This window comes from Streptomyces sp. NPDC037421 (assembly GCF_055602105.1).
On the sequence record NZ_JBVJWV010000007.1, the window covers coordinates 139,422 to 164,599 of the forward strand.

The 25,178-nt window shown below is 71.6% G+C and carries 23 protein-coding genes; 5 read left to right on the plus strand and 18 right to left on the minus strand.

The window, feature by feature from the left end:
- The first annotated feature begins 30 nt into the window (after positions 1-30).
- The gene (locus tag ACZ7IF_RS13410) at positions 31-2,199 is read left to right on the plus strand and encodes an ATP-binding protein (protein ID WP_470968679.1); all 2,169 of its coding nucleotides are present in this window, start codon (positions 31-33) and stop codon (positions 2,197-2,199) included.
- Positions 2,200-2,216: 17 nt separating this feature from the next.
- Here ACZ7IF_RS13410 and rpsD read toward each other — a convergent pair whose 3' ends face one another.
- Positions 2,217-2,828, minus strand: a complete 612-nt coding sequence (gene rpsD / locus ACZ7IF_RS13415; RefSeq protein ID WP_365156943.1) for a 30S ribosomal protein S4 — start codon at positions 2,826-2,828, stop codon at positions 2,217-2,219.
- 55 nt (positions 2,829-2,883) lie between these two features.
- On the opposite strand from rpsD, the gene ACZ7IF_RS13420 reads away from it, so the two are divergent.
- Positions 2,884-3,786 (plus strand): DUF2470 domain-containing protein, encoded by a 903-nt coding sequence (locus tag ACZ7IF_RS13420; protein ID WP_470968684.1) that lies wholly within the window; start codon positions 2,884-2,886, stop codon positions 3,784-3,786.
- Between the two features lie 4 nt (positions 3,787-3,790).
- Here the strand turns inward: ACZ7IF_RS13420 and ACZ7IF_RS13425 are convergent, their stop codons facing one another.
- From ACZ7IF_RS13425 to ACZ7IF_RS13445, 5 genes are all read right to left on the minus strand, one after another.
- On the minus strand, positions 3,791-4,435 hold the full coding sequence (locus tag ACZ7IF_RS13425; protein ID WP_470968687.1) for a GmrSD restriction endonuclease domain-containing protein: 645 nt from the start codon (positions 4,433-4,435) through the stop codon (positions 3,791-3,793).
- A 170-nt stretch (positions 4,436-4,605) separates the two neighbouring features.
- A complete protein-coding gene (locus ACZ7IF_RS13430; protein WP_470968692.1) occupies positions 4,606-5,958 on the minus strand; it encodes a replication-associated recombination protein A in 1,353 nt (450 codons plus the stop codon).
- A gap of 40 nt (positions 5,959-5,998) precedes the next feature.
- The gene (locus tag ACZ7IF_RS13435; RefSeq protein ID WP_470968695.1) at positions 5,999-6,613 is read right to left on the minus strand and encodes a vitamin K epoxide reductase family protein; all 615 of its coding nucleotides are present in this window, start codon (positions 6,611-6,613) and stop codon (positions 5,999-6,001) included.
- Positions 6,614-6,798: 185 nt separating this feature from the next.
- Complete coding sequence (gene hisS / locus ACZ7IF_RS13440; RefSeq protein WP_470968699.1) at positions 6,799-8,058, minus strand: histidine--tRNA ligase; 1,260 nt, start codon at positions 8,056-8,058, stop codon at positions 6,799-6,801.
- 10 nt (positions 8,059-8,068) lie between these two features.
- On the minus strand, positions 8,069-8,779 hold the full coding sequence (locus tag ACZ7IF_RS13445; RefSeq protein WP_470968702.1) for an MBL fold metallo-hydrolase: 711 nt from the start codon (positions 8,777-8,779) through the stop codon (positions 8,069-8,071).
- A gap of 152 nt (positions 8,780-8,931) precedes the next feature.
- Between ACZ7IF_RS13445 and ACZ7IF_RS13450 the strand changes: the two genes are divergently transcribed.
- The 3 genes from ACZ7IF_RS13450 to ACZ7IF_RS13460 all read left to right on the plus strand — a co-directional run bounded on the left by ACZ7IF_RS13450 (position 8,932) and on the right by ACZ7IF_RS13460 (position 12,651).
- Complete coding sequence (locus ACZ7IF_RS13450; RefSeq protein WP_470968706.1) at positions 8,932-9,714, plus strand: peptidylprolyl isomerase; 783 nt, start codon at positions 8,932-8,934, stop codon at positions 9,712-9,714.
- Positions 9,715-9,903: 189 nt separating this feature from the next.
- A complete protein-coding gene (locus ACZ7IF_RS13455) occupies positions 9,904-11,133 on the plus strand; it encodes a DUF349 domain-containing protein (protein WP_470968711.1) in 1,230 nt (409 codons plus the stop codon).
- Between the two features lie 267 nt (positions 11,134-11,400).
- Positions 11,401-12,651: a glycosyltransferase family 39 protein gene (locus ACZ7IF_RS13460; RefSeq protein WP_470968717.1), complete on the plus strand. Its 1,251-nt coding sequence runs from the start codon at positions 11,401-11,403 to the stop codon at positions 12,649-12,651.
- A gap of 78 nt (positions 12,652-12,729) precedes the next feature.
- Here ACZ7IF_RS13460 and ACZ7IF_RS13465 read toward each other — a convergent pair whose 3' ends face one another.
- From ACZ7IF_RS13465 to ACZ7IF_RS13520, 12 genes are all read right to left on the minus strand, one after another.
- On the minus strand, positions 12,730-15,153 hold the full coding sequence (locus ACZ7IF_RS13465; protein WP_470968721.1) for a RelA/SpoT family protein: 2,424 nt from the start codon (positions 15,151-15,153) through the stop codon (positions 12,730-12,732).
- 234 nt (positions 15,154-15,387) lie between these two features.
- On the minus strand, positions 15,388-15,945 hold the full coding sequence (locus tag ACZ7IF_RS13470) for an adenine phosphoribosyltransferase (RefSeq protein ID WP_470968724.1): 558 nt from the start codon (positions 15,943-15,945) through the stop codon (positions 15,388-15,390).
- A complete protein-coding gene (gene secF, locus ACZ7IF_RS13475; RefSeq protein ID WP_470968727.1) occupies positions 15,942-16,997 on the minus strand; it encodes a protein translocase subunit SecF in 1,056 nt (351 codons plus the stop codon). The genes ACZ7IF_RS13470 and secF overlap by 4 nt, the downstream gene beginning before the upstream one ends.
- Before the next feature lie 3 nt (positions 16,998-17,000).
- Positions 17,001-18,806, minus strand: coding sequence for a protein translocase subunit SecD (gene secD, locus ACZ7IF_RS13480; RefSeq protein ID WP_470968732.1), 1,806 nt, complete (start codon positions 18,804-18,806; stop codon positions 17,001-17,003).
- 150 nt (positions 18,807-18,956) lie between these two features.
- A complete protein-coding gene (gene yajC, locus ACZ7IF_RS13485) occupies positions 18,957-19,400 on the minus strand; it encodes a preprotein translocase subunit YajC (RefSeq protein WP_470968735.1) in 444 nt (147 codons plus the stop codon).
- 164 nt (positions 19,401-19,564) lie between these two features.
- Entirely contained in the window at positions 19,565-20,626 is a 1,062-nt protein-coding gene (gene ruvB, locus ACZ7IF_RS13490) for a Holliday junction branch migration DNA helicase RuvB (RefSeq protein WP_470968739.1), read from the minus strand.
- A 219-nt stretch (positions 20,627-20,845) separates the two neighbouring features.
- Positions 20,846-21,472 carry a Holliday junction branch migration protein RuvA gene (ruvA, locus tag ACZ7IF_RS13495; protein ID WP_470968742.1) on the minus strand — a complete coding sequence of 209 codons (627 nt, stop codon included), beginning with the start codon at positions 21,470-21,472 and terminating at the stop codon, positions 20,846-20,848.
- Complete coding sequence (gene ruvC, locus ACZ7IF_RS13500) at positions 21,469-22,041, minus strand: crossover junction endodeoxyribonuclease RuvC (RefSeq protein ID WP_470968745.1); 573 nt, start codon at positions 22,039-22,041, stop codon at positions 21,469-21,471. The genes ruvA and ruvC overlap by 4 nt, the downstream gene beginning before the upstream one ends.
- Positions 22,042-22,162: 121 nt before the next feature.
- On the minus strand, positions 22,163-22,915 hold the full coding sequence (locus tag ACZ7IF_RS13505) for a YebC/PmpR family DNA-binding transcriptional regulator (RefSeq protein WP_470968748.1): 753 nt from the start codon (positions 22,913-22,915) through the stop codon (positions 22,163-22,165).
- A 57-nt stretch (positions 22,916-22,972) separates the two neighbouring features.
- The gene (gene pdxT / locus ACZ7IF_RS13510) at positions 22,973-23,563 is read right to left on the minus strand and encodes a pyridoxal 5'-phosphate synthase glutaminase subunit PdxT (RefSeq protein WP_470968751.1); all 591 of its coding nucleotides are present in this window, start codon (positions 23,561-23,563) and stop codon (positions 22,973-22,975) included.
- 8 nt (positions 23,564-23,571) lie between these two features.
- On the minus strand, positions 23,572-24,489 hold the full coding sequence (pdxS, locus tag ACZ7IF_RS13515) for a pyridoxal 5'-phosphate synthase lyase subunit PdxS (protein ID WP_007263067.1): 918 nt from the start codon (positions 24,487-24,489) through the stop codon (positions 23,572-23,574).
- Positions 24,490-24,626: 137 nt separating this feature from the next.
- The gene (locus ACZ7IF_RS13520) at positions 24,627-25,169 is read right to left on the minus strand and encodes a LemA family protein (RefSeq protein WP_405981586.1); all 543 of its coding nucleotides are present in this window, start codon (positions 25,167-25,169) and stop codon (positions 24,627-24,629) included.
- Between the last annotated feature and the right edge of the window lie 9 nt (positions 25,170-25,178).

The following is a 25,178-nucleotide window of genomic DNA, read 5'->3' on the forward strand; positions in this document are numbered from 1 at the left end:
GCGCGTCCGGAACAGTACTCTCCGTGTCCCATGCGACAGCGACCCACCCGACGAGCGCCGTCGGGCAATCTTCCCTCGGAGCTGAGTTCCCTCGTCGGGCGGGGTGCCGAACTCGCCGGGGTGGCGCGGCTCCTGGACTCCTCCCGGCTGGTCACGGTGACCGGGGTGGGCGGGGTGGGGAAGTCCCGGCTTGCGCTGGCCGCGGCCCGGGCGGCCGCCGAGGAGCCGCAGGAACGCTACTGCGACGGCGTCTGGCTGGCCGAACTGTCCTGCGTACGCGATCCGGCGCTGCTGGAGTTCACCCTGGCCGAGGCCCTCCACCTCACCGACCACACCGTCCGCCCGCCCCGCACGGTGCTGGCCGAGCACCTGGCCGGACGCCGTCTCCTGCTGGTCCTCGACGGGTACGAGCAGCTGGTCGACGAGACGGCCGCCCTGCTGCGGGAGCTGCTGCTCCGCTCCCCCGGCCTGCGGGTGCTCGCGGCCGGGCGGTGCCCGCTCGGCCTGGACGGGGAGTCGCTCTTCGCGCTGGCCCCGCCCGCCCCCGCCGAGGCCCTGGCCCTGCTGGCCGAACGGGCCGCGGCAGCCGACCCGGCCTTCGCGGTGACGGCGGCGAACCGCCCCGCCCTGACCGAGCTGTGCGCCCGGCTCGACGGGATCCCGCTGGCCCTGGAGCTGGCCGCGGCCCGGCTGCGGATGCTGTCCCCGGAGCAGGTACTGGCCCGGCTGGAGGACCGGTTCGTCCTGCTGACCGGCGGTGCGCGCGGGGCACTGCCCCGGCACCGGGGGCTGCGGACGGCGATCGGGTGGAGCCACGAGCTGTGCACCCCGGCGCAGCGGCTGCTGTGGGCCCGGCTGTCGGTGTTCGCCGGGCGCTTCGACCTGGACGCCGCCGAGTACGTGTGCGCGGGTCCCGACCTGCCGGCGGACGACGTGCTCGACCTGGTCGGGGAGCTGCTCGCGCAGTCGGTGCTGGCCCGGGAGGAGACGGCGGCGGGGGTGCGCTACCGGATGCTGGAGACCGTACGGCTGTACGGGGCGGGGTGGCTGGAGTCGCTGGGTGACGCCCGGCGGCTGCGGCGGCGGCACCGGGACTGGTACGTGGGGCTGGCCACGTGGTGCGAGCTGGACTGGTTCGGCCCGCGCCAGCAGGAGGTGGCCGCGCTGGTGGAGGCGGAGCTGGCGAACCTGCGCCTCGCTCTGGAGTTCTGCCTGGAGGAGCCCGGGGAACAGCACCTGGGGCAGTACCTGGCGGGCACCCTGTGGTTCTACTGGGCGGGCTGCGGCCGGCTCACCGAGGGCCGGCACTGGCTCGCCCACAGCCTGGAGTCCGCCCCCGAACAGGCCGGGGACGGAGGGGAGGCCGAGGAGTACGAGGGCTCGCGGCTGAAGGCGTTGTGGGTGCTGGGGTACGTGGCGGCGCTCCAGGGTGACGCGGTGGCCTCGGCGGGGGCGCTGCACGAGTGCCGGGACGGCGCGGAGCGGACGGGGAACCGGGTGGCGGCCGCGTACGCGGTGCACCGGCTGGGGTGTCTGGCGCTGGTCTCGGACGAGATGGTCCGGGCCGGTGAGCTGCTGGGCGAGGCGCTGGAGCGCTACCGGGAGACCGGGGAGCTGAACAGCAACGTGCTGATGTGCCAGGTGGAGCTGGCGATGGCGCTGGCCTTCCAGGGCGATCTGGCGGGCGCGGTCTCGCTGTGCGAGGAGGTCCGGGACATCTGCCTGGAGCGCGGGGAGCGCTGGACGAAGGCGTACGCCCTGTACGTACTGGCGTACGCGGCCCTGGACGCGGGGGACCCGGCGCGGGCCCGGCGGCTGCTCACCGAGTGCGTGATGGTGAACCACACGTTCCGGGACCTGGTCGGGCTGGTGCTGGCGGTGGAGCTGCTGGCGCTGGTCACGGTCACCGAGGGCGCGGCGGCCGAGGCCGCGGTGCTCCAGGGCGCGGCGGAGCCGATGTGGGACGGGGTCGGGCTGCGGCTGTTCGGGTCGGGGTACTTCAACGCGCCACGCCTGGCGTGCCAGGAGCGAGCCGGGGAGGCGCTGGGCCCGGAGCGGTACGCGGCGCACGCGGCCGAGGGGAGGCAGCTGACGGTCGAGGCGCTGGTGCTGCGGGCGCAGTGGGTTCCCGGCCGGCGCCCGGCAACGCAAAGGCCCGCCGCCCCCCGGAGGGGACGGCGGGCCGATACCAGCCTGTGAGGGCTACGGCCGCCGGATCAGCGGGCGTAGTACTCGACGACGAGCTGCTCGTCGCAGATGACCGGGATTTCCTTGCGGTTCGGGTCGCGGTCGAGGCGGAAGGCCAGGGCCTTCAGGTTGACCTGCAGGTAGCGCGGGGTCTCGCCCTCACCGGCGTAGCCACCCTCGCGGGCAACCTGGAAGGGGTGCTTCTCGCGGCTGCGCTCGCGGACCGTGATGACGTCGTCGGGACGCACGCGGAACGACGGCTTGTCGACCTTGCCACCGTTGACCTCGATGTGGCCGTGGACGACCATCTGGCGGGCCTGGTAGATGGTGCGGGCGACGCCGGCACGCAGGACCAGGGCGTCCAGACGACGCTCGAGCTCGACGACCAGCGCCTCGCCCGTCTTGCCCTCGGCCTTCTTCGCGCGGTCGTACGCGCGGGCCATCTGGCGCTCGGAGATGTCGTACTGGGCGCGCAGACGCTGCTTCTCGAGCAGACGGACCTTGTAGTCCGAGTTCTGCTTGCGGCCACGGCCGTGCTCGCCCGGCGGGTAGGGGCGGGCCTCGAAGTACTTGACGGCCTTCGGCGTCAGGGCGATGCCGAGGGCACGAGACTTCTTGACCTTGGGTCGCTTCTGGTTCACGGGGAACCTACCTCCATGTAAGTTAGGTGAGGCTTACCTTAGCGAGGAGGACGTAATGTCTCGACCACATGGGATCCCCCTGCCCAGTGCGCGCCGCAGTTCGGATTTCAACGAAACGAAATCCGCTTCCGACGACGATAAGCAAGGTCAGCCGCGTCCCAGGGAAGGCGTTCGGCAGCTCACCGGAGCCGAACGCGTACGAACCCTCGTAGAGTCCAACGCCTCAGTATCCCTCACCCTGCCAGGTGCTTCCGACCAGGCCGAGTGGTGGACAGGGGTGCCGGCCGCGCGGACCGTCACCCCGGACGGGGACGTGATTCTCCTGGTACCAGGGGAATCCGCGGCTGCCAGGGCTGCCGCTCACGCCCAGGACGACGACCTCACCGCCGTGATCGAGATCACGGATGTGGCGCCGGTGTCCGTGCCACATCGTATCCGAGCCCGCGCCCGCCTCGCCGGGTGGCTGACCCCGGTCCGCGGGGACGACCGCGCGGTCTGCGCGGCGCTGCTCGCGGAGCGGCACCCGGTGGGCGAGCTGCTGGGCCTGGCCGAGTCGCAGGACCCGCCGTACGCCGGCCGCCCCGCCTGGATGATGCTGCGCCTGGAGGTCGGCGAGATCGCGCTGGAGGACCTGTGGGGCGCCGGGCCGGTGGACCCGGACGAACTGGCGGCCGCCGAGCCCGACCCGCTCATCGCCCACGAGACGGAGCTGCTCCAGCACCTCGCCTCCGCCCACGCCGAGCGCGTCGCCGACCTGTGCGGGCTGCTGGGCTCCCGGAAGACGGCCGGGATGACCGCCGTCCCGCTGGCCCTGGACCGCCTCGGACTGCGCGTGCGCTTCACCGGCGGCCCCGGCCGGCCCTCCTTCGACGCCCGGTTCGACTTCCCGGAGCCGGTGGCGGACGTCTGCGGCCTGCGCCGCGCCATGCGCGCCCTGTTCGCCGCCGCCGCGCACTGAGGTCTCACCGGGGGCAGGCGGCCGGCAGTTCCCGGAGCGCGAGCTTCTCGGGCGGCGTGACGGACAGCCGGTACTTGGCCTTGATCCCGGTGTAGCGGCGCCCGTACTCGCACCAGTAGGCCCGCCGCGGCGGCCGCCACTTGTCGGCCGTCCGGCTGCCCTTGTCCTGGTTGGTCTGCTTGTCCACGGCGAGCAGCACGTCGAGGTCGTTGGCGTACTCCAGCCTGCGCTGCGGCGTCCAGGCGTACGCGCCCGCCCGCCAGGCCGCGCCCAGCGCGACGACGTGGCCGGCAGGAGTACGGGAGCGCCTTGCCGGTGTACGGGTCGTGCAGCACCCCGGAGACCACCACGCAGGGGTTGCGGTCCCCCTCGCGCAGCTCGGAGAGGTCCCTGCGCAGCACGTCGTCCCGGGTGTCGCAGCCGTTGCGCCCGCCGACGCCGTCGGTCTCGTCCGACCAGTACCGGCCGAACTCCTCCCTCTTGTACGTCTGCCGGTTCTTGCCCCACCCGACCGGCAGCCCGGCGAGCTGCACCTCGGCGGTGGTCCTGTCCGGCGGAAAGCCCGCCCCGGTGAGCGGCACCGGCCGGTGGGCCGCGCCCGGGTGCTGGCGCCCGGCGGCGAGCAGCGCGGCTGCGACGACGAGCCCACGGCATCCCATGCCCGGACCCTAGGCCCCGCCCGCCGCTGACCGGGCCGGTTTCAGCCCCGCCGGCGTTTGAGGGGCGGGGGTCCGGGGACGGAGCCCCCGGGGAACGGAGGAAGGGCGGGGCTGGGAGCGGCGCCGCGGGCATCCGCACGCCGCCCGGCCGGGGAAGGGCTCAGCCGGAACCCCGCAGCCGCTCGCGGACCTTGTCCACCACGTCCGCGTACCGCGCCTCCGCCCCGTACCGCGTCGGCTCGTAGTACCGCTTCCCGTGGATCTCGTCCGGCGCGTACTGCTGCGCCGCGATCGCGCCCGGCACGTCGTGCGGGTAGACGTAGCCCACCGCGTGCCCCAGCTTCGCCGCGCCCTTGTAGTGCCCGTCCCGCAGGTGCGCCGGCACGGCCCCGGCCAGCCCGGCCCGTACGTCGGCCAGCGCCGCGCCGATCGCGGTCGTGGCGGTGTTCGACTTCGGGGCCAGCGCCAGCGCGATGGTCGCGTGCGACAGGGTCAGCGCGGCCTCCGGGAAGCCGATCATCGCCACGGCCTGCGCGGCCGCCACCGCCAGCGGCAGGGCCGTCGGGTCCGCCAGGCCGATGTCCTCGCTCGCGGAGATCATCAGGCGCCGCGCGATGAACCGGGGGTCCTCGCCGGCCTCGATCATCCGGGCCAGGTAGTGCAGCGCGGCGTCCACGTCCGAGCCCCGGATCGACTTGATCAGGGCGCTGGCCACGTCGTAGTGCTGGTCGCCGTCCTTGTCGTAGCGGACCGCCGCCCGGTCGACGGCCTCCTCAAGGGTCTGGAGGGTGATCTCCTCCTCGCCCTTGGCGATGGCCGAGCCGGCCCCCGCCTCCAGCGCGGTCAGCGCCCGGCGGGCGTCGCCGCCGGCGATGCGCAGCAGGTGCGCCTCGGCGTCGGCGGGCAGGGACACCACCCCGCCGAGGCCCCGCTCCTCCGTCAGGGCGCGCCGCATCAGGGCCCGCAGGTCCTCGTCGGTCAGCGGTTCCAGGGTGAGGAGCAGCGAGCGCGACAGCAGCGGGGAGATGATCGAGAAGTACGGGTTCTCCGTGGTCGCCGCGATCAGGGTGACCCAGCGGTTCTCCACGGCGGGCAGCAGCGAGTCCTGCTGCGCCTTGCTGAAGCGGTGGATCTCGTCGAGGAAGAGGACGGTCTCCTTGCCGTAGCCGCCGGCGGCGCGCTTGGCGCCCTCGATGACGGCCCGGACCTCCTTGACGCCCGCCGTGATCGCGGACAGCTCGACGAACCGCTTCCGGGTGGCCTGGCTGACCACGTACGCGAGGGTGGTCTTGCCGATGCCGGGCGGTCCCCAGAGGATCACCGACGAGGCGCCGGCCGGTCCCCCGGCGCCCTCCCCCACCAGCCGGCGCAGCGGCGAGCCCGGCTTCAGCAGGTGCTGCTGGCCGACGACCTCGTCCAGGTTGCGCGGGCGCATGCGGACGGCGAGCGGGGAGCTCGCGGGGTCCTTCTCCTGGCGGTCCTCGGCTGCGGCGGTGAAGAGGTCTGGTTCCACACCGGAAGCCTAAGCGAGCCCACCGACAGCGCGGCCCGGCTCAGGAGGTCCAGAAGTCCCACCAGCGGGTCAGGACCAGCATGCCGATGATCCCGATGTGCAGTACGGGCAGCACCCACGTGAACTCGTCCAGGAAGCCGCGCAGCCAGCCGGGGGCGGGCAGCAGGCCCTGGCGCACGTTGTGCGAGGTGACGTACCAGAACATCAGGATGGTGGCGACCCAGGCCAGGCAGCACCACAGGCAGAGCGAGTTGATGTTGTACAGCGACTGGTACGTCAGCCAGGCGCAGAATCCGACGCCGAAGAGGGTGCCGGCGTTGAGGGTCAGCCAGTACCAGCGGCCGAACCGGGCCCCGGCCAGCAGGCTCATGCCGACGCAGACCACGATGCCGTAGGCGACCAGGCCGAGCATCGGGTTGGGGAAGCCGAAGACGGCCGCCTGCTCGCTCTTCATGATGTTGCCGCAGGAGACGACCGGGTTCAGGGAGCAGCCCGGGACGAAGTTCGGGTCCTCCAGCAGCTTGAACTTGTCGATGGTGATCACCCAGGCGGCCAGCAGGCCGGCCGCTCCGGTGATGACCAGCAGCAGGGCCAGCGCCCGGCTCCCGCCGAAGGTCCGCGGAGCGGTGTCCGCGCCTGCGCCTGTTGTCGTCATCCCGATCCCGCCGCTCCGCTTCCGCAAGGTCATCAAGCAGGGGCCATTGTGCCGTACGGCGGCGGGCGCCATCCGTTCGCAGGAGATAAGGACGGCCCGGAAACACCCCGGGCGGCACCCCGGAAAACACCGGGGGCGGGGGGGGGGGGGGCCCCCCCCCCCCCCCCCGGCGGACGGCACTGGTGTCAGGCCAGACGGGCCCGTACCTCGGCGACCACGTCGGCGACCGCCACGGCGGCCTGCTCGCCGGACTCCATGTCCTTGAGCTGGACCACGCCCTCGGCGAGGTCGCGGTCGCCCGCGACGATCGCGAAGCGCGCACCGCTGCGGTTGGCGTCCTTCATGGCGCCCTTGAGGCCCTTTCCACCGTAGGACATGTCGGCCGCGACCCCGGCCTTGCGCAGCTCGGTCACCAGACCGAAGACGGCCGGCTTGGCCTCGCCCAGCGCGACCGCGAACACCGACGTCGAGGCCGGGACGTCCAGCTCCACGCCCTCCGCTTCGAGGGCGAGGACGGTGCGGTCCACGCCGAGCGCCCAGCCGACCGACGGCAGCGCCGGTCCGCCGATCATCTCGGACAGGCCGTCGTAGCGGCCGCCGCCGCCCACCGCGGACTGCGAGCCCAGGCCGTCGTGGACGAACTCGAAGGTGGTGCGGGTGTAGTAGTCGAGGCCGCGCACGAGCTTCTCGTCGTCCTCGAAGGCGACCCCGGCGGCCGTGACCAGGGCCCGGACCTCCTCGTGGTACGCCTTGCACGCGTCGCACAGGTGGTCGCGCAGCACGGGCGCGCCCACCAGCTGCTTCTGCACCTCGGGCCGCTTGTCGTCGAGGACGCGCAGCGGGTTGATCTCGGCCCGGCGGACGGTCTCCTCGTCGAGGTCGAGGCCGCGCAGGAAGCCCTGGAGCGCCTCCCGGTACACCGGGCGGCACTCCTTGTCGCCGAGCGAGTTCAGCAGGATGCGGAAGTTGCGCAGGCCCAGCGAGCGGTACGCCTGGTCCGCGAGGATGATCAGCTCGGCGTCCAGCGCCGGGTCCTCGGCGCCGATGGCCTCGGCGCCGACCTGCGAGAAGTGGCGGTAGCGGCCCTTCTGCGGCTTCTCGTAGCGGTAGTACGAGCCCGAGTACCAGAGCTTGACCGGCAGGTTGCCCTTCTTGTGCAGGCTGGCCTCCAGCGCGGCGCGCAGGACGGAGGCGGTGCCCTCGGGGCGCAGCGCGAGCTGGTCGCCGCCCTTGGTCTCGAAGGCGTACATCTCCTTGGAGACGATGTCGGTGGACTCGCCGACGCCGCGGGCGAAGAGGCCGACGTCCTCGAAGCCGGGGGTCTCGATGTAGCCGTAGCCGGAGTTGCGCAGGGGCGCCGAGATGGCCTCGCGCACCGCCAGGTACTTCACGGAAACCGGCGGGATCAGGTCGTACGTGCCCTTGGGGGCCTGAAAAGTAGCCACGAAACTCTCGTCACATTCCTCGTCGTGGGGCGGCGGTGCCGTCCCCCAGGCCGGCGGCGACTTCCCGGAGGTACGGGTTGGTCGCGCGCTCACGGCCGATGGTGGTCTGGGGACCGTGGCCGGACAGCACCACCGTCGAGTCCTCCAGCGGCAGGCACACGCGGGCCAGCGACTGGAGCATCTCGGCGTGGGAGCCGCCGGGCAGGTCGGTGCGTCCGATGGAGCCGGCGAACAGCAGGTCGCCCGAGAAGAAGACCGGCGGGACGTCGGCCTGCTCGGGCATCCGGAAGGTCACCGACCCCTTGGTATGCCCGGGCGCGTGCGCCACCGAGAACTCCATCCCGGCCAGCTTCAGGGCGGCGCCGTCGGTGAGCTCGCGGACGTCGTCCGGCTCGCCCACGGTCAGCTCCCCCATGAGCGGCATGCCGATGGAGCGGCCGAGCGCCTTCTCCGGGTCGCTCATCATGTAGCGGTCCTCGGGGTGGATCCAGGCCGGTACGTCGTGTGCTCCGCACACCGGGACCACCGAGGCCACATGATCGATGTGGCCATGGGTGAGGACGACGGCGACGGGCTTGAGACGGTGCTTCTTCAACGTCTCCTCGACGCCCTGGGCGGCCTGGTGGCCCGGGTCGATGATGACGCACTCCTCACCGGCGGCGGGGGCGACCAGGTAGCAGTTGGTGCCCCAGGCCCCGGCGGGGAATCCGGCAATCAGCACGTTCGTCCTCAATCGTCGTCCGGCGGGAGGCAGCAGATCGGAATCTGCTGCTCAGAGCCTACCGGCGCCCCTCATTACACAGCGAACCCATATACGGTACGGCCTAACCCAGCCCGGACAGCGGTACCAGAGACGCACAAGGAGACGACCCGGTGGTCACGAGCGATCAGCGTCGGCGACAGCTCGCCAGGGAGAAGTACGAGCGCCAGCAGAAGCGCCGCGCGGAGGCCCGGCGCAAGTCGCGGCAGCGTCTGGCGGTCATCGGCGCGGCCTCGGCCGTGGTGATCGCCACGCTGGTCGGCCTCGTCGTGGCCGGCGTCTTCGACGGCGGGGACACGAAGGACTCGGCGGCCGCCCCCTCGTCTTCGCCGTCGGCGCCCACGCCGAAGAAGTCCCCCTCCCCCGCCATGGCGATCGACGACAAGGCGAAGTACACCTTCGACCTGAAGACCAGCGCGGGCGACGTGAAGTTCGAGATGGACGCCGCGAAGACCCCGCAGACGGTCAACTCGTTCAAGTCGCTCGCCGACAAGGGCTTCTTCGACAAGACCAAGTGCCACCGCCTGGTCACCGGCGGGATCTTCGTCCTCCAGTGCGGCGACCCGGAGGGCACCGGCATGGGCGGCCCCGGCTACAACGTCCCGGACGAGAACCTGGACTCCCTGGGCAAGCCGAACGAGCAGGGGCAGGTGGTCTACCCGGCCGGCACGGTGGCGATGGCCAACACCGGCCGCCCCGGCACCGGCGGCAGCCAGTTCTTCCTCGTCTACAAGGACAGCCCGCTCGCCCCGTCCTACACCCCCTTCGGAAAGATCGACGCGGCCGGTCTGAAGGTGCTGGAGGAGGTGGCCAAGACCGGGACCGCCGACGGGGCCCAGGACGGGGCCCCCAAGACCCCGGTGACCATCGAGAAGGGCACCGTCACCAAGAACTGACGGGGCACCGCGGCCCCGGGCCCGGCCGGCCCGCCGCCCCTACGTCGATATTCCGTCGTGCGGGATGCGGACAGCCGGCCCGGCGGTCGCCTATGTTGGCGTTGTGCAGGGCGGGCGCTGCCCGCCCCAGGAAACTGTGGACGATGCCCGGGGGTCCACCCCCGGCGGGCATCAGGTGGAGGAGGCGCTGTGAGCAGCGACCCGTGGGGCCGAGTCGACGAGACCGGCACCGTGTACGTGCGTACTTCCGAGGGCGAGCAGGTCGTCGGCTCGTGGCAGGCGGGCACCCCCGAGGAGGCCCTGGCCTACTTCGAGCGCAAGTACGAGGGCTTGGTGGTCGAGATCGGCCTCCTCGAACGGCGGGTTCGGACCACCGATCTGTCCGCCAAGGACGCCCAGACGGCGATCGAGCACCTGCGTACCCAGGTGGACGAGCACCACGCCGTGGGCGACCTGGAGGCGCTGCGCGTCCGGCTCGACAAGCTGGTGGCGACGGTCGACTCGCGGCGCGAGGAGCGCAAGGTCCAGAAGGCCAAGCAGGCGGACGAGGCCCGTACGGCCAAGGACGCCCTGGTCACCGAGGCCGAGCAGCTGGCGCAGAGCGACCAGTGGCGCAGCGCCGGTGAGCGGCTGCGCGCGCTGGTGGACATCTGGAAGGGCCTGCCCCGGCTCGACCGCAAGTCGGACGACGAGCTGTGGCACCGCTTCTCGCACGCCCGCTCCGCCTTCTCCAAGCGCCGCAAGGCCCACTTCGCCGCGCTGGACGCGCAGCGCGAGGACGCCCGCAAGGCCAAGGAGAAGCTGGTCGCGGAGGCCGAGTCGCTGTCGAAGTCGACGGACTGGGGTCCGACGGCGGCCCGCTACCGCGAGCTGATGGACAGCTGGAAGGCGGCGGGCCGGGCGCAGCGCGAGGCCGAGGACGACCTGTGGAACCGTTTCCGCGGTGCCCAGGACGTGTTCTTCGCGGCGCGCGGCGAGGTCTTCGCGGAGCGCGACGCCGAGCAGGTCGAGAACCTGAAGCTGAAGGAGGAGCTGGCCGTCGAGGCGGAGAAGCTCGTCCCGGTGACGGACCTGAAGGCGGCCCGGGCCGCGTTCCGCTCCATCAACGAGCGCTGGGAGGGCATCGGCCACGTGCCGCGCGACGCCCGTCCCAAGGTCGAGGGCCGGATGCACGCCGTGGAGCGGGCCATCCAGGAGGCCGAGGAGGGCGAGTGGCGCCGTACGAACCCGGAGGCGCGGGCCCGTGCGGCCGGCCTGACGGGGCAGCTGCAGGCGGCCGTCGACAAGCTGCGTGAGCAGGTCGACGCTGCGCGCGCGGCCGGCAACAACGCGAAGGCCGACAAGCTGGCCCGTGAGCTGGAGGGCCGGCAGGCCCTGCTGGACCAGGCGCTGAAGGGCCTGGAGGAGTTCGGCGGCTGACGCCGCCGCGGCCTTCCGTCCCGGAGGGCCGAAACCGATGGGCACCGCCGGTTCCGTCCGGTGGTGCCCATCGGCCGTCGCGGGGCGGGCGCCGCGCGGGCGATCTTCGTACGCGGTTCCCCGGCCCGGCCCGCACTCGTCCCATTTGTGCGTCCCATTCGTTACGTGGCCCGGACACAGGGTGCGCGCTGGCAGCACCTGTCACCTGTGTACCGTTGTACGGTGCCGCCTCGGCGGCCTTCTGCCGGGCAACGACCAGGATCGAATGTGACGCATACCCAGATACGCGCTGATGTCCCAGACTCACTTCTCGTTGCCCGGCCGGTCACCAGCAAGAAGGACTCGGGACTCCGGGGCGTCGGGCGGCGCGTACTCGCCAGTCTGAAGCGTGCCCGGAAGGCGCTGCTGGTCCACATCGCGCTGCGTGCCACCGGGCTCGCCGTCATGGCGCTCTGGGCGCACCGCAAGAACGTACAGCCGCTGGAGATCCTGGGCGGGCGCTGGGACTCCGTCTACTACCTGCACATCGCCGAGAACAGCCTGACGACTCCGCTGGCGACCCCCTCCCCCTGCGCCTTCGCGGGGCCGAGCTGCCAGATGGCGTTCTTCCCGGTCTACCCGACGCTGGTGCGGTGGATCTCCTACGTCACGCACCTGCCCATGAACTGGGTGGCGATGGGGCTGGCGCTGTTCGCCTCGGTGATCGCCGCGTGGGGCATCTTCGCCGTCACCGACAAGATCTACGGACGCCGGGTCGCGCTCTTCACCTGTGCCCTGTTCGCGATCGTGCCGGCGGCTCTGGTCCAGTCGATGGCGTACACCGAGCCGCTGTTCCTCGCCCTTTCGGTGTGGGCGATGTACGCGGTGATGACGAAGTCCTGGCTGACGGCCGGCGTGCTGGCCTTCTTCGCCGGGGCCACCCGCCCCTCCGGTTCGGCGATCGTCGCGGCCGTGGTGCTGGCGGGCGTCTGGGAGTACGTGCAGTGGCGCCGGAAGCGGCGTTCGCAGCGTCCGGCCGTGGGCCGGATCGTGGCGGCCTCGCTGATCGCCCCGCTGGGCTGGTTCGGGTACGTGGGCTACGTCGGCTGGCACTTCGGCCGCTGGGACGGCTACTTCGAGCTCCAGCGCCGGTGGGGTTCGGTCTACGACGGCGGCTTCGACACCCTCAACGAGCTGAAGAAGACCTTCACCGAGGTGCACACCACCCTCAACCACGTGGTGGTCTCGCTGACGGTGGTCACGGCCGTGGTGCTGTTCGTCCTCATGACGCGCAGGCGCCGGCCCCCCATGGTCGTCTGGATCTTCGCGGCCATGATCATGCTGATGGCGCTGGGCGGTGCGGGCTTCTACTTCTCGAAGATGCGCTTCATCATGCCGGCGTTCCCGCTGCTGTTCCCCTTCGCGCTGGCCCTCGCCCGGGCCCGCAGGAGCACCGTGGTGTGGATCCTCGGTTCGGCCACCGCCGTCTCCGCGCTCTTCGGAGGCAACCTCAACTTCGTCTGGTGGGGCTGCCCCTGATCCGGCCGTTCCCCGACGCGACAGTGGGCGCCACCCCCTCGGGGGCGGCGCCCACTGTCATGTCCGGGGCGCCCCGGCCTAGGGGCGGCGGGCCGAGGTGACGCGGTAGACGTCGTAGACGCCCTCGACGCCCCGTACGGCCTTCAGGACGTGGCCCAGGTGCTTGGGGTCGCCCATCTCGAAGGTGAACCGGGAGGTGGCCACCCGGTCGCGGGAGGTCTGCACGGCCGCGGAGAGGATGTTCACGTGCTGGTCCGACAGGACCCGGGTGACGTCCGACAGCAGCCGGGACCGGTCCAGCGCCTCGACCTGGATGGCGACCAGGAAGACGGAGGACTGGGTCGGCGCCCACTCCACCTCCAGCATCCGCTCGGGCTGCTGGGAGAGGGAGTCGACGTTGACGCAGTCGGCGCGGTGAACCGATACGCCACTGCCGCGCGTGACGAAGCCGATGATCGGGTCGCCCGGCACCGGGGTGCAGCAGCGGGCCAGCTTCACCCACACGTCCTCGACGCCCTTGACGACCACGCCCGGGTCGGCGTTGCCGCGCCGCTTGGCGCGGGCGCGCGACGGCGGGACGCTCTCCTCGATGTCCTCGTTGGCGGCCTCCTCGCCGCCCAGGGCCTGCACCAGCTTCTGCACGACGCCCTGCGCGGCCACGTGGCCCTCGCCGATCGCCGCGTACAGGGAGGAGATGTCCGGGTAGCGCATCTCGTGCGCCAGGGTGACGAGGGAGTCGCCCGTCAGGATGCGCTGGATCGGCAGGTTCTGCTTGCGCATGGCCCGCGCGATGGCGTCCTTGCCGTGCTCGATGGCCTCGTCGCGGCGCTCCTTGGAGAACCAGGCGCGGATCTTGTTGCGGGCCCGCGGGGACTTGACGAAGCCGAGCCAGTCGCGGGACGGGCCCGCGCCCTCGGCCTTGGAGGTGAACACCTCGACCAGGTCGCCGTTGTCCAGGGTCGATTCGAGCGGTACGAGCCGCCCGTTGACCCGCGCCCCTATGGTGCGGTGGCCGACCTCGGTGTGGACGGCGTACGCGAAGTCCACGGAGGTCGCGCCGGCGGGCAGCGCGATGACGTCGCCCTTGGGGGTGAAGACGAAGACCTCGTTGCGGGAGAGGTCGAAACGCAGCGAGTCGAGGAACTCGCCCGGGTCCTCGGTCTCCTTCTGCCAGTCGAGCAGCTGGCGCAGCCAGGCCATGTCGTTGACCGTGTCCTGGCCGGCGCTGCCCTTGGCGGCCTGCGGGACGTCGGTGCGGACCTTGGAGGCGCCGGCGACGGTCTGCTGCTTGTACTTCCAGTGCGCGGCGATGCCGTACTCGGCGCGGCGGTGCATGTCGAAGGTGCGGATCTGGAGTTCGACCGGCTTGCCGCTGGGCCCGATGACCGTCGTGTGGAGCGACTGGTACATGTTGAACTTGGGCATCGCGATGTAGTCCTTGAACCGGCCGGGGACCGGGTTCCAGCGCGCGTGCACCGTGCCGAGGGCCGCGTAGCAGTCCCGGACGGTGTCCACGAGGACGCGGATGCCCACCAGGTCGTAGATCTCCGCGAAGTCACGGCCGCGGACGATCATCTTCTGGTAGACGCTGTAGTAGTGCTTGGGTCTGCCGGTGACGGTGGCCTTGATCCGGGCGGCCCGCAGGTCGACCATCACCTCGTCCGTGACGACGGCGAGGTACTCGTCGCGCTTGGGCGCCCGCTCGGCGACGAGCCGCACGATCTCGTCGTACATCTTGGGGTAGAGGATCGCGAAGGCGAGGTCCTCCAGCTCCCACTTGATCGTGTTCATGCCGAGGCGGTGGGCCAGCGGCGCGTAGATCTCGAGGGTCTCGCGGGCCTTCTTCTCCTGCTTCTCCCGCTTGAGGTAGCGCATGGTGCGCATGTTGTGCAGACGGTCGGCGAGCTTGATGACCAGGACGCGCGGGTCCTTGGCCATGGCGACGACCATCTTGCGGACGGTCTCGGCCTGGGCCGCCTCGCCGAACTTGACCCGGTCGAGCTTGGTGACGCCGTCGACGAGGAGGGCGACCGCGTCACCGAAGTCGCGGCGGAGCTGTTCCAGGCCGTACTCGGTGTCCTCGACGGTGTCGTGCAGCAGGCCGGCCATCAGGGTGGCGGGGTCCATGCCCAGCTCGGCGAGGATGGTGGTCACCGCGAGCGGGTGGGTGATGTACGGGTCGCCGCTCTTGCGCTTCTGGCCGCGGTGCCAGCGTTCGGCGACCTGGTAGGCCTGCTCGATCTGGCGCAGCGTCGCCGTCTCGATCTTCGGGTCGTTGCTGCGGACTATGCGGAGCAGGGGTTCCAGTACCGGGTTGTACGGGTTGGAACGCTGCACGCCGAGGCGTGCCAGCCTGGCGCGCACCCGGTTGGAGGACCCGGCCGGCCTGGCCGGGACGGGCTTGACCGGCGGAGCCGGCGGGGGCGTGGCTGCGGCCGCCGCGGCCGGGTCGGCCTTCGGGTCGGGCTGTGCGGCGGAGAGTGGCTGGACCTCGTCTGGCAAGAGCGCTCCTCATGCGGATCCGGGGCCCCGGTCAGGTCCGGATAACCCATGGTAGCGAGGGTTCCGCCGCCCCGTTCTCCGTGGTCGCTCCCCGGGACGCGACCCCAGGCCCGCTCCGCCCCGCCCCCAGCGGTGGCCCTTTCCGGCCCCGCCCGCGATCGGGGCGGGCCCCGCACGCGAAGACGGCGGGTACCCGGCGATTCCCGGGTACCCGCCGCTTCGGCAGAGCAGGGGTCAGACCACGATCAGCGCGTCCAGCGGGGCACCCGCCAGGGCGGGGGCCAGCTTGGCCCGCCCCGGGAGGAAGGACAGCTCCATCAGGACCGCCACCCCGGCGACCTCGGCACCGGCCCGCCGGATCAGCTCCAGCGACGCCTCGGCGGTGCCGCCGGTCGCGAGGACGTCGTCGATGACCATGACCTTGTCACCGGCCGACAGGTCCTCCGCGTGGACCTCGATCTCGGCGGTGCCGTACTCCAGCTCGTACGACTGCGCGAGCGTGGCGCCCGGCAGCTTGCCGGCCTTGCGTACGGGGACGAAGCCGATGCCCGCCTGGACGGCGACCGGGGCCGCGAGGATGAACCCGCGCGCCTCCAGGCCGACGATCTTGGTGGCGCCGTACCGGACTGCCAGCTCCACCAGCGCCTCCGTCAGCGCCGCGAAGGCCTTCGGGTCGGCGAGCAGCGGGGTGATGTCCTTGAACATCACGCCGGGCTTCGGGTAGTCCGGGACGTCCTTGATCCGGCCGAGCAGCAGCTCGCGGAGTTCGGGGGTGGAGGAGGGCGCGGTCACCGGCGCCGCCTCCCCTGGCCGCCCTGGGCCACGACCTGCGGGGCGTCGCCGGCGTCGGTGCCCTCGGCGTCCTCGCCCTTGGCCGCCGCGGCGGCGCGCTTCGCGAGCACCCGCTTGGTCAGCGCCTTCATCGCCGGCTCGCGCTCCTTCAGGTCCACGACCAGCGGGGTCGCGATGAAGATCGAGGAGTACGCACCGGCCGCGAGGCCGACGAACAGCGACAGCGAGATGTCGTTGAGCATGCCCGCGCCCAGGAAGCCGCCGCCGATGAACAGCAGGCCCGCGACCGGGAGCAGTGCGACGACGGTGGTGTTGATCGAGCGGACCAGCGTGCCGTTGATGCTGCGGTTGGCGATCTCGCTGAAGGTGTAGCGGGTCTGCTTGGTGATGTCCTTCGACCCCTCCTTCAGACCGTCGAAGACGACGACGGTGTCGTAGAGGGAGTAGCCGAGGATGGTGAGCAGACCGATCACGGTGCCCGGGGTGACCTCGAAGCCGACCAGCGCGTACACGCCGACGGTGATGGTGAGGTCGTGGATCAGCGCGATCAGCGCGGCGACGGCCATCCGCCATTCGAAGGCGATGGCGAGGTAGATCACCACGAGGACCATGAAGACGCCGAGGCCGGTCCAGGCCTTGTTCGCGATCTGCTCGCCCCAGCTCGGGCCGACCAGGTCGGCGTTGATCTGGTTCGCGTCGACCTTGAGCTCGGTGCCGAGCTGCTTCTTCACGGAGGCGGCGGAGTCGGTGTCCAGACCGGAGATCTGGATGCGCAGGCCGCCGGTGCCGAGCTCCTGGACGATCGCGTCGTGCCCCGAGGCCTTCTCCGCGCTCTCGGTGGCCTTGGCGACGGAGACGGCGGTCTTCGGGGTGGTGAAGACGGCGCCGCCCTTGAACTCGATGCCCATGTTGAGGCCCTGGACGGCCAGGGCCACGATCGCCGTGATGGTGATCAGGATGGAAACGCCGTACCAGAGAAAGCGCTTGCCGACGAAGTCGTAGCCGACCTCACCGCGGTACAGCCTGGCGCCGAGATCTCCCAGCTTCGACATCTCTCACGCCTCCTTTGCGTCGACGGGGGCGGGGACGGGCGCGCCGCGGCGGGACCGGCGCAGCGGCGGCTTGGCGCCCAGCCGCTTCGGGTCCAGCCCGGACCACGGGTGCCCGCTGGAGAAGAACTTCGTCCGGGCCAGCAGGGTCATGACGGGCTTGGTGAACAGGAACACCACGACCACGTCGAGGAGGGTGGTCAGACCCAGCGTGAAGGCGAAGCCCTGGACCTTGCCGACGGTGACGACGAAGAGCACCGCGGCGGCGAGGAACGACACGAAGTCGGAGACCAGGATGGTGCGGCGGGCACGCGGCCAGGCGCGCTCGACGGCCGGACGCAGGGTGCGGCCCTCGCGGATCTCGTCGCGGATCCGCTCGAAGTACACGATGAACGAGTCGGCCGTGATGCCGATCGCGACGATCGCGCCGCAGACGGCCGGCAGGTTCAGGGCGAAGCCGATGCCCTTGCCCAGCAGCGCCATGATCGTGTACGTGAGGATCGCGGAGACCAGGAGGCTGACGATGGCGATGAAGGCCAGGCCCCGGTAGTACACCAGCAGGTAGATCACCACGAGCGCGAGGCCGATGGCGCCGGCGATCAGGCCGGCCTTCAGCTGCTCGCCGCCGAGCGCGGCGGTGACGGTGGTGACGCTGTCCTCCTGGAAGGACAGCGGCAGGGCGCCGTACGAGAGCATGTTGCCCAGGTCCTGCGCGGACTGCTGGGTGAAGCCGCCGGAGATCTCGGCGTTGCCGCCGGTCAGCGCCTGGCTGACGGACGGGTCGGAGATGACCTCGCCGTCGAGCACGATCGCGAACTGGTTCTGCGGGGACTGCTTGGTGGCCAGCTCACCGGTGATCTTGGCGAACTTGTCGGCGCCCTTGTCGGTGAACTGCATGGTGACGATCCACTGACCGCGCTGCTGGTCGATGACGCCCTTGGCGTCCTTCACGTCCTGGCCGTCGACCTGGGCCGGACCGAGGACCCACTTGCCCCAGGCGTTGCCGCGCTGGCCACAGGCGATCATCGGGTCCGTGGGCTTCACGCCCTTGCCGGCCGAGGCGCGCTGGTCCTCCTTGGTGCAGTCCAGCGCGGCGAACTTCGCCTGCAGGTCCGCGACGGCCGGGTCGGCCGACGGGGTCGGAGCGGGGGCCGGGGCGGAAGGCGTGGCCTTGCTGTCGTCTGCCTTCTTCGACTCGCTCGCCGAGGGCGAGGGAGTGGGGGTGCCCGGGGCCTTGAGGGCCTCGCTGAGCACACGGCCCTGGGAAGTGGCGCTGGACGACGGGGTGGCCGACGCGGAGGGCTTGGAGCCATCGGCCTTCGGGGCACCGGAGCCGCTCGCGGAGGGGCTCGGAGACGTACCCGGGGACGTGCTCGGCTTCGGCTCCGGAGCGGCGGGGGCGCCGTCGGCGAAGGCCAGCACGGGGCGGAAGTACAGCTGGGCGGTGGTACCGACCTGCTGGCGGGCCTGCTGCTCGTTCACCCCCTTGGGGATGTTCACGATGATGTGGTCGCGGCCCTGCGTCTGGACCTCGGCCTCCGAGACACCGAGACCGTTGACGCGGCGCTCGATGATGCCGACCGCCGTGTTCATGTTGGTCTCGTTGACGGCGTCCGGCTTGCCGGGCTCGCTCTTGGCCTTGAGCGTGATGCTCGTACCGCCGGCGAGGTCGATGCCCAGGCGGGGCGTCGTCTGCTTCGTGAGGAACATCCCCGCGGTGAGCGCCACCATCGCGATCAGGATGAAGGCCAGGGCGCGCCCCGGCCTCCCCTGAGCCCCCGTGGGCCGCCGGCCCTTCTTCGGTGCTGCCACCTTGTCGTTTCTCCCTGTCCAACCGTCCCGCGCCGGGTCAGCGCGCGGACGGCCACGAAATGTGTGGTGGGGACCCCTGCCCCCCGCAGAAGTTCACTGCGGGAACCGCGGCGGATGCCGGTCGGACACCGCCGCGGCTCCTGCCGGACGCTACTTGGCGCCGGGCTCGCCGTCGGTCTTGCCGTCCTTCGGCTCGTCGTCGTCCTTGGGCTCGTCCTTCTTGCCCAGGTCGAGCTTGGGGGCGTCGCCCTCGGTCAGCGAGGAGGCGTCGTCGGGGACGACCGGCGCGCCGTCCTCCGGGGCCTCGGAGAAGCCGTGGACGATCCGGTTGTACTCGGCGTCCTCCAGCACGGCACCGATGGCGTTCTTCGCGTAGACCGCGTGGACACCCGGGGCCACCTCAAGGGTGACGGTGTCCTCACCGATCTCCTTGACCGTGGCGTACATGCCGCCGATGGTGCGCACGCCGGTGCCGGTCGTCATCTGGTCACGCATCGAAGCGGCCTGGGCCTGCTTCTTCTTGGCGGACCGGGTCATCAGGAACATCGCCCCGATGAGCACGATGAACGGGAGCAAGAAGCTGATGTTGTTCACGGGACGAGGATCCTTCGCACGGCCGCGCCGGGGAGCGGCCATTTCTACGGGGGTGGGCACGCCGACCCGAAGGGTCGGCATCGGCGGAGTCTAGGCGAGTCCGCACCGATGGAACAACGCCCAGCATGGCACCGCAGTTCCTGACCGGTCGAACCTCCGCGCCGTCAGGCCCCGAACAGGCCCTGTTGTCCGCTTGATCCGCCGCCGCCCTGCTGCGGCGGGACGAGCCCCAGGTGGGCCCATGCGGCGGGGGTCGCGATCCGGCCGCGCGGGGTACGGGCGAGCAGCCCTTCCCTGACCAGGAAGGGCTCGGCGACCTCCTCGACCGTCTCGCGCTCCTCCCCCACGGCGACGGCGAGGGTCGACAGCCCGACGGGTCCGCCGCCGAACAGCTTGAGGAGCGCCTCCAGCACGGCCCGGTCCAGCCGGTCGAGCCCGCGCGCGTCCACCTCGTACACCTGGAGGGCGGTGGCGGCCACCTCACGGGTGATCACCCCGTCGACCTTCACCTGCGCGTAGTCGCGCACGCGGCGCAGCAGCCGGTTGGCGATGCGGGGGGTGCCGCGGGAGCGGCCGGCGATCTCGGCGGCCCCGGCGGTGTCGATCTCGACGTCGAGGAGGCCGGCGGAGCGGTGGACGACGCGTTCCAGCTCGGCGGGGGCGTAGAACTCCATGTGCCCGGTGAACCCGAACCGGTCGCGCAGCGGCGGCGGCAGCAGGCCGGCCCGGGTCGTCGCCCCGACGAGGGTGAACGGCGGCAGCTCCAGCGGGATGGCGGTGGCGCCCGGGCCCTTGCCGACGATCACGTCGACGCGGAAGTCCTCCATGGCCATGTACAGCATCTCCTCGGCGGGCCGGGACATGCGGTGGATCTCGTCGAGGAAGAGCACCTCCCCCTCCTGGAGGGAGGACAGGATCGCGGCGAGGTCCCCGGCGTGCTGGATGGCGGGGCCGGAGGTGATCCGGATGGGCGCGCCCATCTCGGCCGCGATGATCATGGAGAGGGTGGTCTTGCCGAGTCCGGGTGCGCCGGACAGCAGCACGTGGTCGGCGGTGGCGCCGCGCTGGCGGGCGGCCTTCAGCACGAGGTCCAGCTGCTGGCGGACCTTCTCCTGGCCGACGAACTCGCCGAGGTCCTTCGGGCGCAGCGCCGCCTCGACGGCGGTGTCCTCCCCGTCGGCGGCCGCGGCCACGATCCGGTCGTCGCTCTCGTCGTCCCAGTTCACGGTGTTCAGTCTGCCTTCTACGTCGTTGCGGTGGTCACCCGGGTGCGGGGTCCCGCTGCGCGGTGGCTCCCCGCCCCGCCCTTCCCCCGTTCCGCGGGGGCCCGCCCCGGACCCCCGCGCCTCACTCGCCGGCGGGGCTGAATCAGCCCCGCCGGCGAGTGAGGCGAGAACGGGGGGAAGGGCGGGGAGGGGCAGCCCCGCGCAGCGGGACGGGGCCCGTCAGCGGGCACGGTTGAGGGACTGGAGCGCGGCCCGCAGCAGCTGCGGAACGGGCGCCGAACCGCCGGAGGCAATGGCCGCCTCGGCCTGCGGCGCCACGGCCGAAACCGCTTCCTCCGCGTCCCGCGAGGCGTACCCCAGCCCGATCAGCGCGGCGGTGAGCTGCTCCGTCCAGGGCGCCGGCCCCGCCGCGGCGGGCGCACGCTGGACGCCCACCACGGCGGCCGGGGACCCCAGCTTGCCCTTCAGCTCCAGCAGCAGCTTCTGCGCACCCTTCGGCCCGATCCCCGGCACCGCCGTCAGCGCCTTCGCGTCCCCCGCGGCGAAAGCCACCCGCAGCGCGTCCGGGCTGTGCACCCCGAGCATCGCCTGCGCCACCCGGGGACCGACCCCGCTCGCGGTCTGGAGCAGCTCGAAGACCTGCCGCTCGTCGTCGTCCGCGAAGCCGTACAGGGTCAGCGAGTCCTCCCGCACGACCAGCGAGGTGGCCAGCCGCGCCTGCTCGCCCACCCGGAGCCCCGCGATGGTGCCCGGCGTGCACTGCACCGCCATCCCCACTCCCCCGACCTCGATCACGGCCAGGGTGGGGGCGAGCGCGGCGACCTGGCCGCTGACGAAGGCGATCATCGGGTACGGCCTTTCAAGGCTGGGGCAGAGGCGGCGGCAGAGGCGGCGGCAGAGGCGGCGGCGTGCTGGGCCACCGCCTGCTGGAGGCGGTTCTGGGCGGGGGCCCGCCAGATGTGGCAGATGGCGAGGGCGAGGGCGTCTGCGGCGTCGGCCGGTTTCGGCGGTTCGGCGAGCCGCAGCAGCCGGGTGACCATCGCCCCGACCTGCGCCTTGTCGGCGCGGCCGCTGCCGGTGACTGCGGCCTTGACCTCGCTCGGGGTGTGCAGTGCGACCGGTATCCCGCGGCGCGCGGCGCACAGCATGGCGACGGCGCTGGCCTGGGCGGTGCCCATCACGGTGCGCACGTTGTGCTGGCTGAAAACCCGCTCCACGGCGACGAACTCCGGCCGGTGCGTATCGAGCCATTCCTCGATGCCGGCCTCGATCGCGACGAGCCGGTGCCCGAGCTCGGCGTCGGCGGGCGTCCGCACGACCCCGACGCCGATCATGGTCAGGGGCCGCCCGGCGACTCCCTCGACCACGCCGACACCGCACCTGGTCAGTCCCGGGTCCACACCCAGTACGCGCACTCCGCCCCCTCTTCCGACACCTGTCCGTGCAGGCTATCCGCCCCCGCCGACAATGCGACGGCGGGCCGACAGGGTGTGTCCTGTCGGCCCGCCGAAGGGAAAGCGGTAGGTGCGGCGCCGGTCAGGCGTCGACCTTCTCCATGACCTCGTCCGAGACGTCGAAGTTGGCGAAGACGTTCTGCACGTCGTCGCTGTCCTCCAGCGCGTCGATCAGCTTGAAGATCTTGCGCGCGCCCTCTTCGTCGAGCTCGACCTGCATGGTCGGGACGAAGCTGGAGTCGGCGGAGTCGTAGTCGATGCCGGCTTCCTGGAGCGCGGTGCGGACCGCGACCAGGTCGGTGGCCTCGCTGATGATCTCCCAGGTCTCGCCGTTGTCGTTGACCTCTTCGGCACCGGCCTCCAGGACCGCGCCCAGGACGTCGTCCTCGGAGAGCTCGGCCTTGGGCAGCAGGATGACGCCCTTGCGGTTGAACAGGTACGAGACCGAGCCCGGGTCGGCCATGGAGCCGCCGTTGCGGGTCATGGCGACGCGGACGTCGGAGGCGGCACGGTTGCGGTTGTCGGTGAGGCACTCGATGAGCACCGCGACACCGTTGGGGCCGTAGCCTTCGTACATGATCGTCTCGTAGTCGGCGCCGCCGGCCTCGAGGCCGCCGCCGCGCTTGACCGCGGAGTCGATGTTCTTGTTCGGGACCGACTGCTTCTTGGCCTTCTGAACGGCGTCGAAGAGCGTCGGGTTGCCGTCGATGTCGGCGCCGCCCATACGGGCCGCGACCTCGATGTTCTTGATCAGCTTCGCGAAGAGCTTACCGCGCTTGGCATCGATCACGGCCTTCTTGTGCTTCGTCGTAGCCCATTTAGAGTGGCCGGACATCCGCCTGTCTCCTTCGCGTAACCAACAGTGTTCACCAACGATCCTACCGGGACCTCGTCACAGCCCCGCGCGCACCATGTCGACGAAGTACGCGTGGACGCGGTCGTCGCCGGTCAGTTCGGGGTGGAACGAGGTCGCGAGGACGTTGCCCTGGCGCACGGCGACCGTGTGGCCGTCGTACGTCGCGAGCACCTCGACGCTGCCGCCGACCGACTCGACCCACGGGGCGCGGATGAAGACGCCCTCGACGGGGCCGCCGTCTATGCCCGCGAAGTCGACCTGCGCCTCGAAGGACTCGTTCTGGCGGCCGAAGGCGTTGCGGCGCACGATCATGTCGATGCCGCCGAGCGTCTCCTGGTCCTCACGGCCGTCGAGCAGCTTGTCGGCGAGCATGATCATGCCGGCGCAGGTGCCGTAGACGGGCATGCCGGCGCGCACGCGCTCGCGCAGCGGCTCCAGCATGCCGAACAGCACGGCGAGCTTCGACATGGTCGTGGACTCGCCGCCGGGGATCACCAGGGCGTCGACCTCGGCGAGCTCCTCGGGGCGCCGGACCGGCCTGGCCACGGCGTCCGCCGCGGCCAGGGCGATCAGGTGCTCCCGTACGTCGCCCTGGAGGGCCAGGACACCAATGACGGGGGTGGTCATGACAGTGACTACCAGCCGCGGTTGGCGTAGCGCTCGGCCTCGGGGAGGGTGTCGCAGTTGATGCCGACCATGGCCTCGCCCAGGTTGCGGGACGCGTCCGCGATGACCTTCGGGTCGTCGAAGAAGGTGGTGGCCTTCACGATGGCGGCGGCGCGCTTGGCCGGGTCGCCGGACTTGAAGATGCCGGAGCCGACGAAGACGCCCTCGGCGCCGAGCTGGCGCATCAGGGCGGCGTCGGCCGGGGTGGCGACACCACCGGCGGAGAACAGCACGACGGGGAGCTTGCCGAGCTCGGCGACCTCCTTGACGAGCTCGTACGGGGCGCGCAGCTCCTTGGCGGCGGCGTACAGCTCGTTGTTGTCGTAGCCGCGCAGCTGGGCGATCTCGTTCTTGATCTGGCGCAGGTGGCGGACGGCCTCGACGACGTTGCCGGTGCCGGCCTCGCCCTTCGAGCGGATCATGGCCGCACCCTCGGCGATGCGGCGCAGGGCCTCGCCCAGGTTGGTGGCGCCACAGACGAAGGGGGTGGTGAAGGCCCACTTGTCGGAGTGGTTGATCTCGTCGGCCGGGGTCAGGACCTCGGACTCGTCGATGTAGTCGACGCCGAGGGACTGGAGGACCTGGGCCTCGACGAAGTGGCCGATGCGGGACTTGGCCATGACCGGGATGGAGACGGCCTCGATGATCTCTTCGATCATGTTCGGGTCGGACATGCGGGCCACGCCGCCGTCCTTGCGGATGTCGGCGGGGACCCGCTCCAGGGCCATGACGGCCACGGCGCCGGCGTCCTCGGCGATCTTCGCCTGCTCGGCGTTGACCACGTCCATGATCACGCCGCCCTTGAGCTGCTCGGCCATGCCGCGCTTGACGCGGGAGGTGCCGATCGCCGACTCAGCGGACTGGGAAGAGGTGGGAAGCGTGCTCACGGGTTGACCTCACTCGAAACGAACGCGAAGGGAAAGACGGGCGGTACTCGGCTGAGAAAACCCCACCGACCAGTCCACTACAAGGGCCAATGTGGAGCCGGTGGCTCTTTCATTTGTCCCCCGCGGCCCTATGAACCTCAGGCGGGGCGGTCCGCGAGATCCACCGGAGGCTCATCGTCCATTTCGAAGGCCAGCGGGAACGGCGCGTGTCCGGCCAGTCTGAACCACCGGACCTTCCGGTGGCGGCGCAGCGCGCGGGCGGCCCGTACGGCGTCGTTGAGGAACCGGCGCGCCATGGGCACCCGGCGCACCGCCGCGGCCAGCTCCTCGGCGGCCTCCACCCCACCCGGGGCGGCCTTCAGCACCTCCACCTGGTCCGCGTCGGCGAACACCGCCCGCAGCGCCTGGCTGAGCTCGCTCTCGGCGACCTCCCGGTGCTCCTCCTCGGCCTGCCGCGCCGCGTGCGCGGCCTCGTACAGCACGAGCGAGGAGGCGGGGTCGAGCGCCCCGGAGGTGGCCACCTCCAGCACCACGGAAGCCCGCCGCACGAGCTGCGCGTCGAGGGCGGCCCGGGCGGCGTCCATCCGCGTGTGCAACCGGTCCAGCCGCCCGGCGGTCCAGCTGAGGTAGACCCCGACGACGGCGAGCGCCACCGCGATCCAGACAAGGTTTTCGATCACGGGCGGCGA

What these genes read in the sequence shown, in the direction of transcription:
- ACZ7IF_RS13410 (WP_470968679.1), top strand. Translation starts at nt 31, where the DNA reads ATGCGACAGCGACCCACCCGACGAGCGCCGTCGGGCAATCTTCCCTCG.
- ACZ7IF_RS13420 (WP_470968684.1), top strand. Translation starts at nt 2,884, where the DNA reads ATGTCTCGACCACATGGGATCCCCCTGCCCAGTGCGCGCCGCAGTTCG.
- ACZ7IF_RS13435 (WP_470968695.1), bottom strand. Translation starts at nt 6,613, where the DNA reads ATGACGACAACAGGCGCAGGCGCGGACACCGCTCCGCGGACCTTCGGC.
- secF (WP_470968727.1), bottom strand. Translation starts at nt 16,997, where the DNA reads ATGTCGAAGCTGGGAGATCTCGGCGCCAGGCTGTACCGCGGTGAGGTC.
- ruvA (WP_470968742.1), bottom strand. Translation starts at nt 21,472, where the DNA reads ATGATCGCCTTCGTCAGCGGCCAGGTCGCCGCGCTCGCCCCCACCCTG.
- ACZ7IF_RS13505 (WP_470968748.1), bottom strand. Translation starts at nt 22,915, where the DNA reads ATGTCCGGCCACTCTAAATGGGCTACGACGAAGCACAAGAAGGCCGTG.
- pdxT (WP_470968751.1), bottom strand. Translation starts at nt 23,563, where the DNA reads ATGACCACCCCCGTCATTGGTGTCCTGGCCCTCCAGGGCGACGTACGG.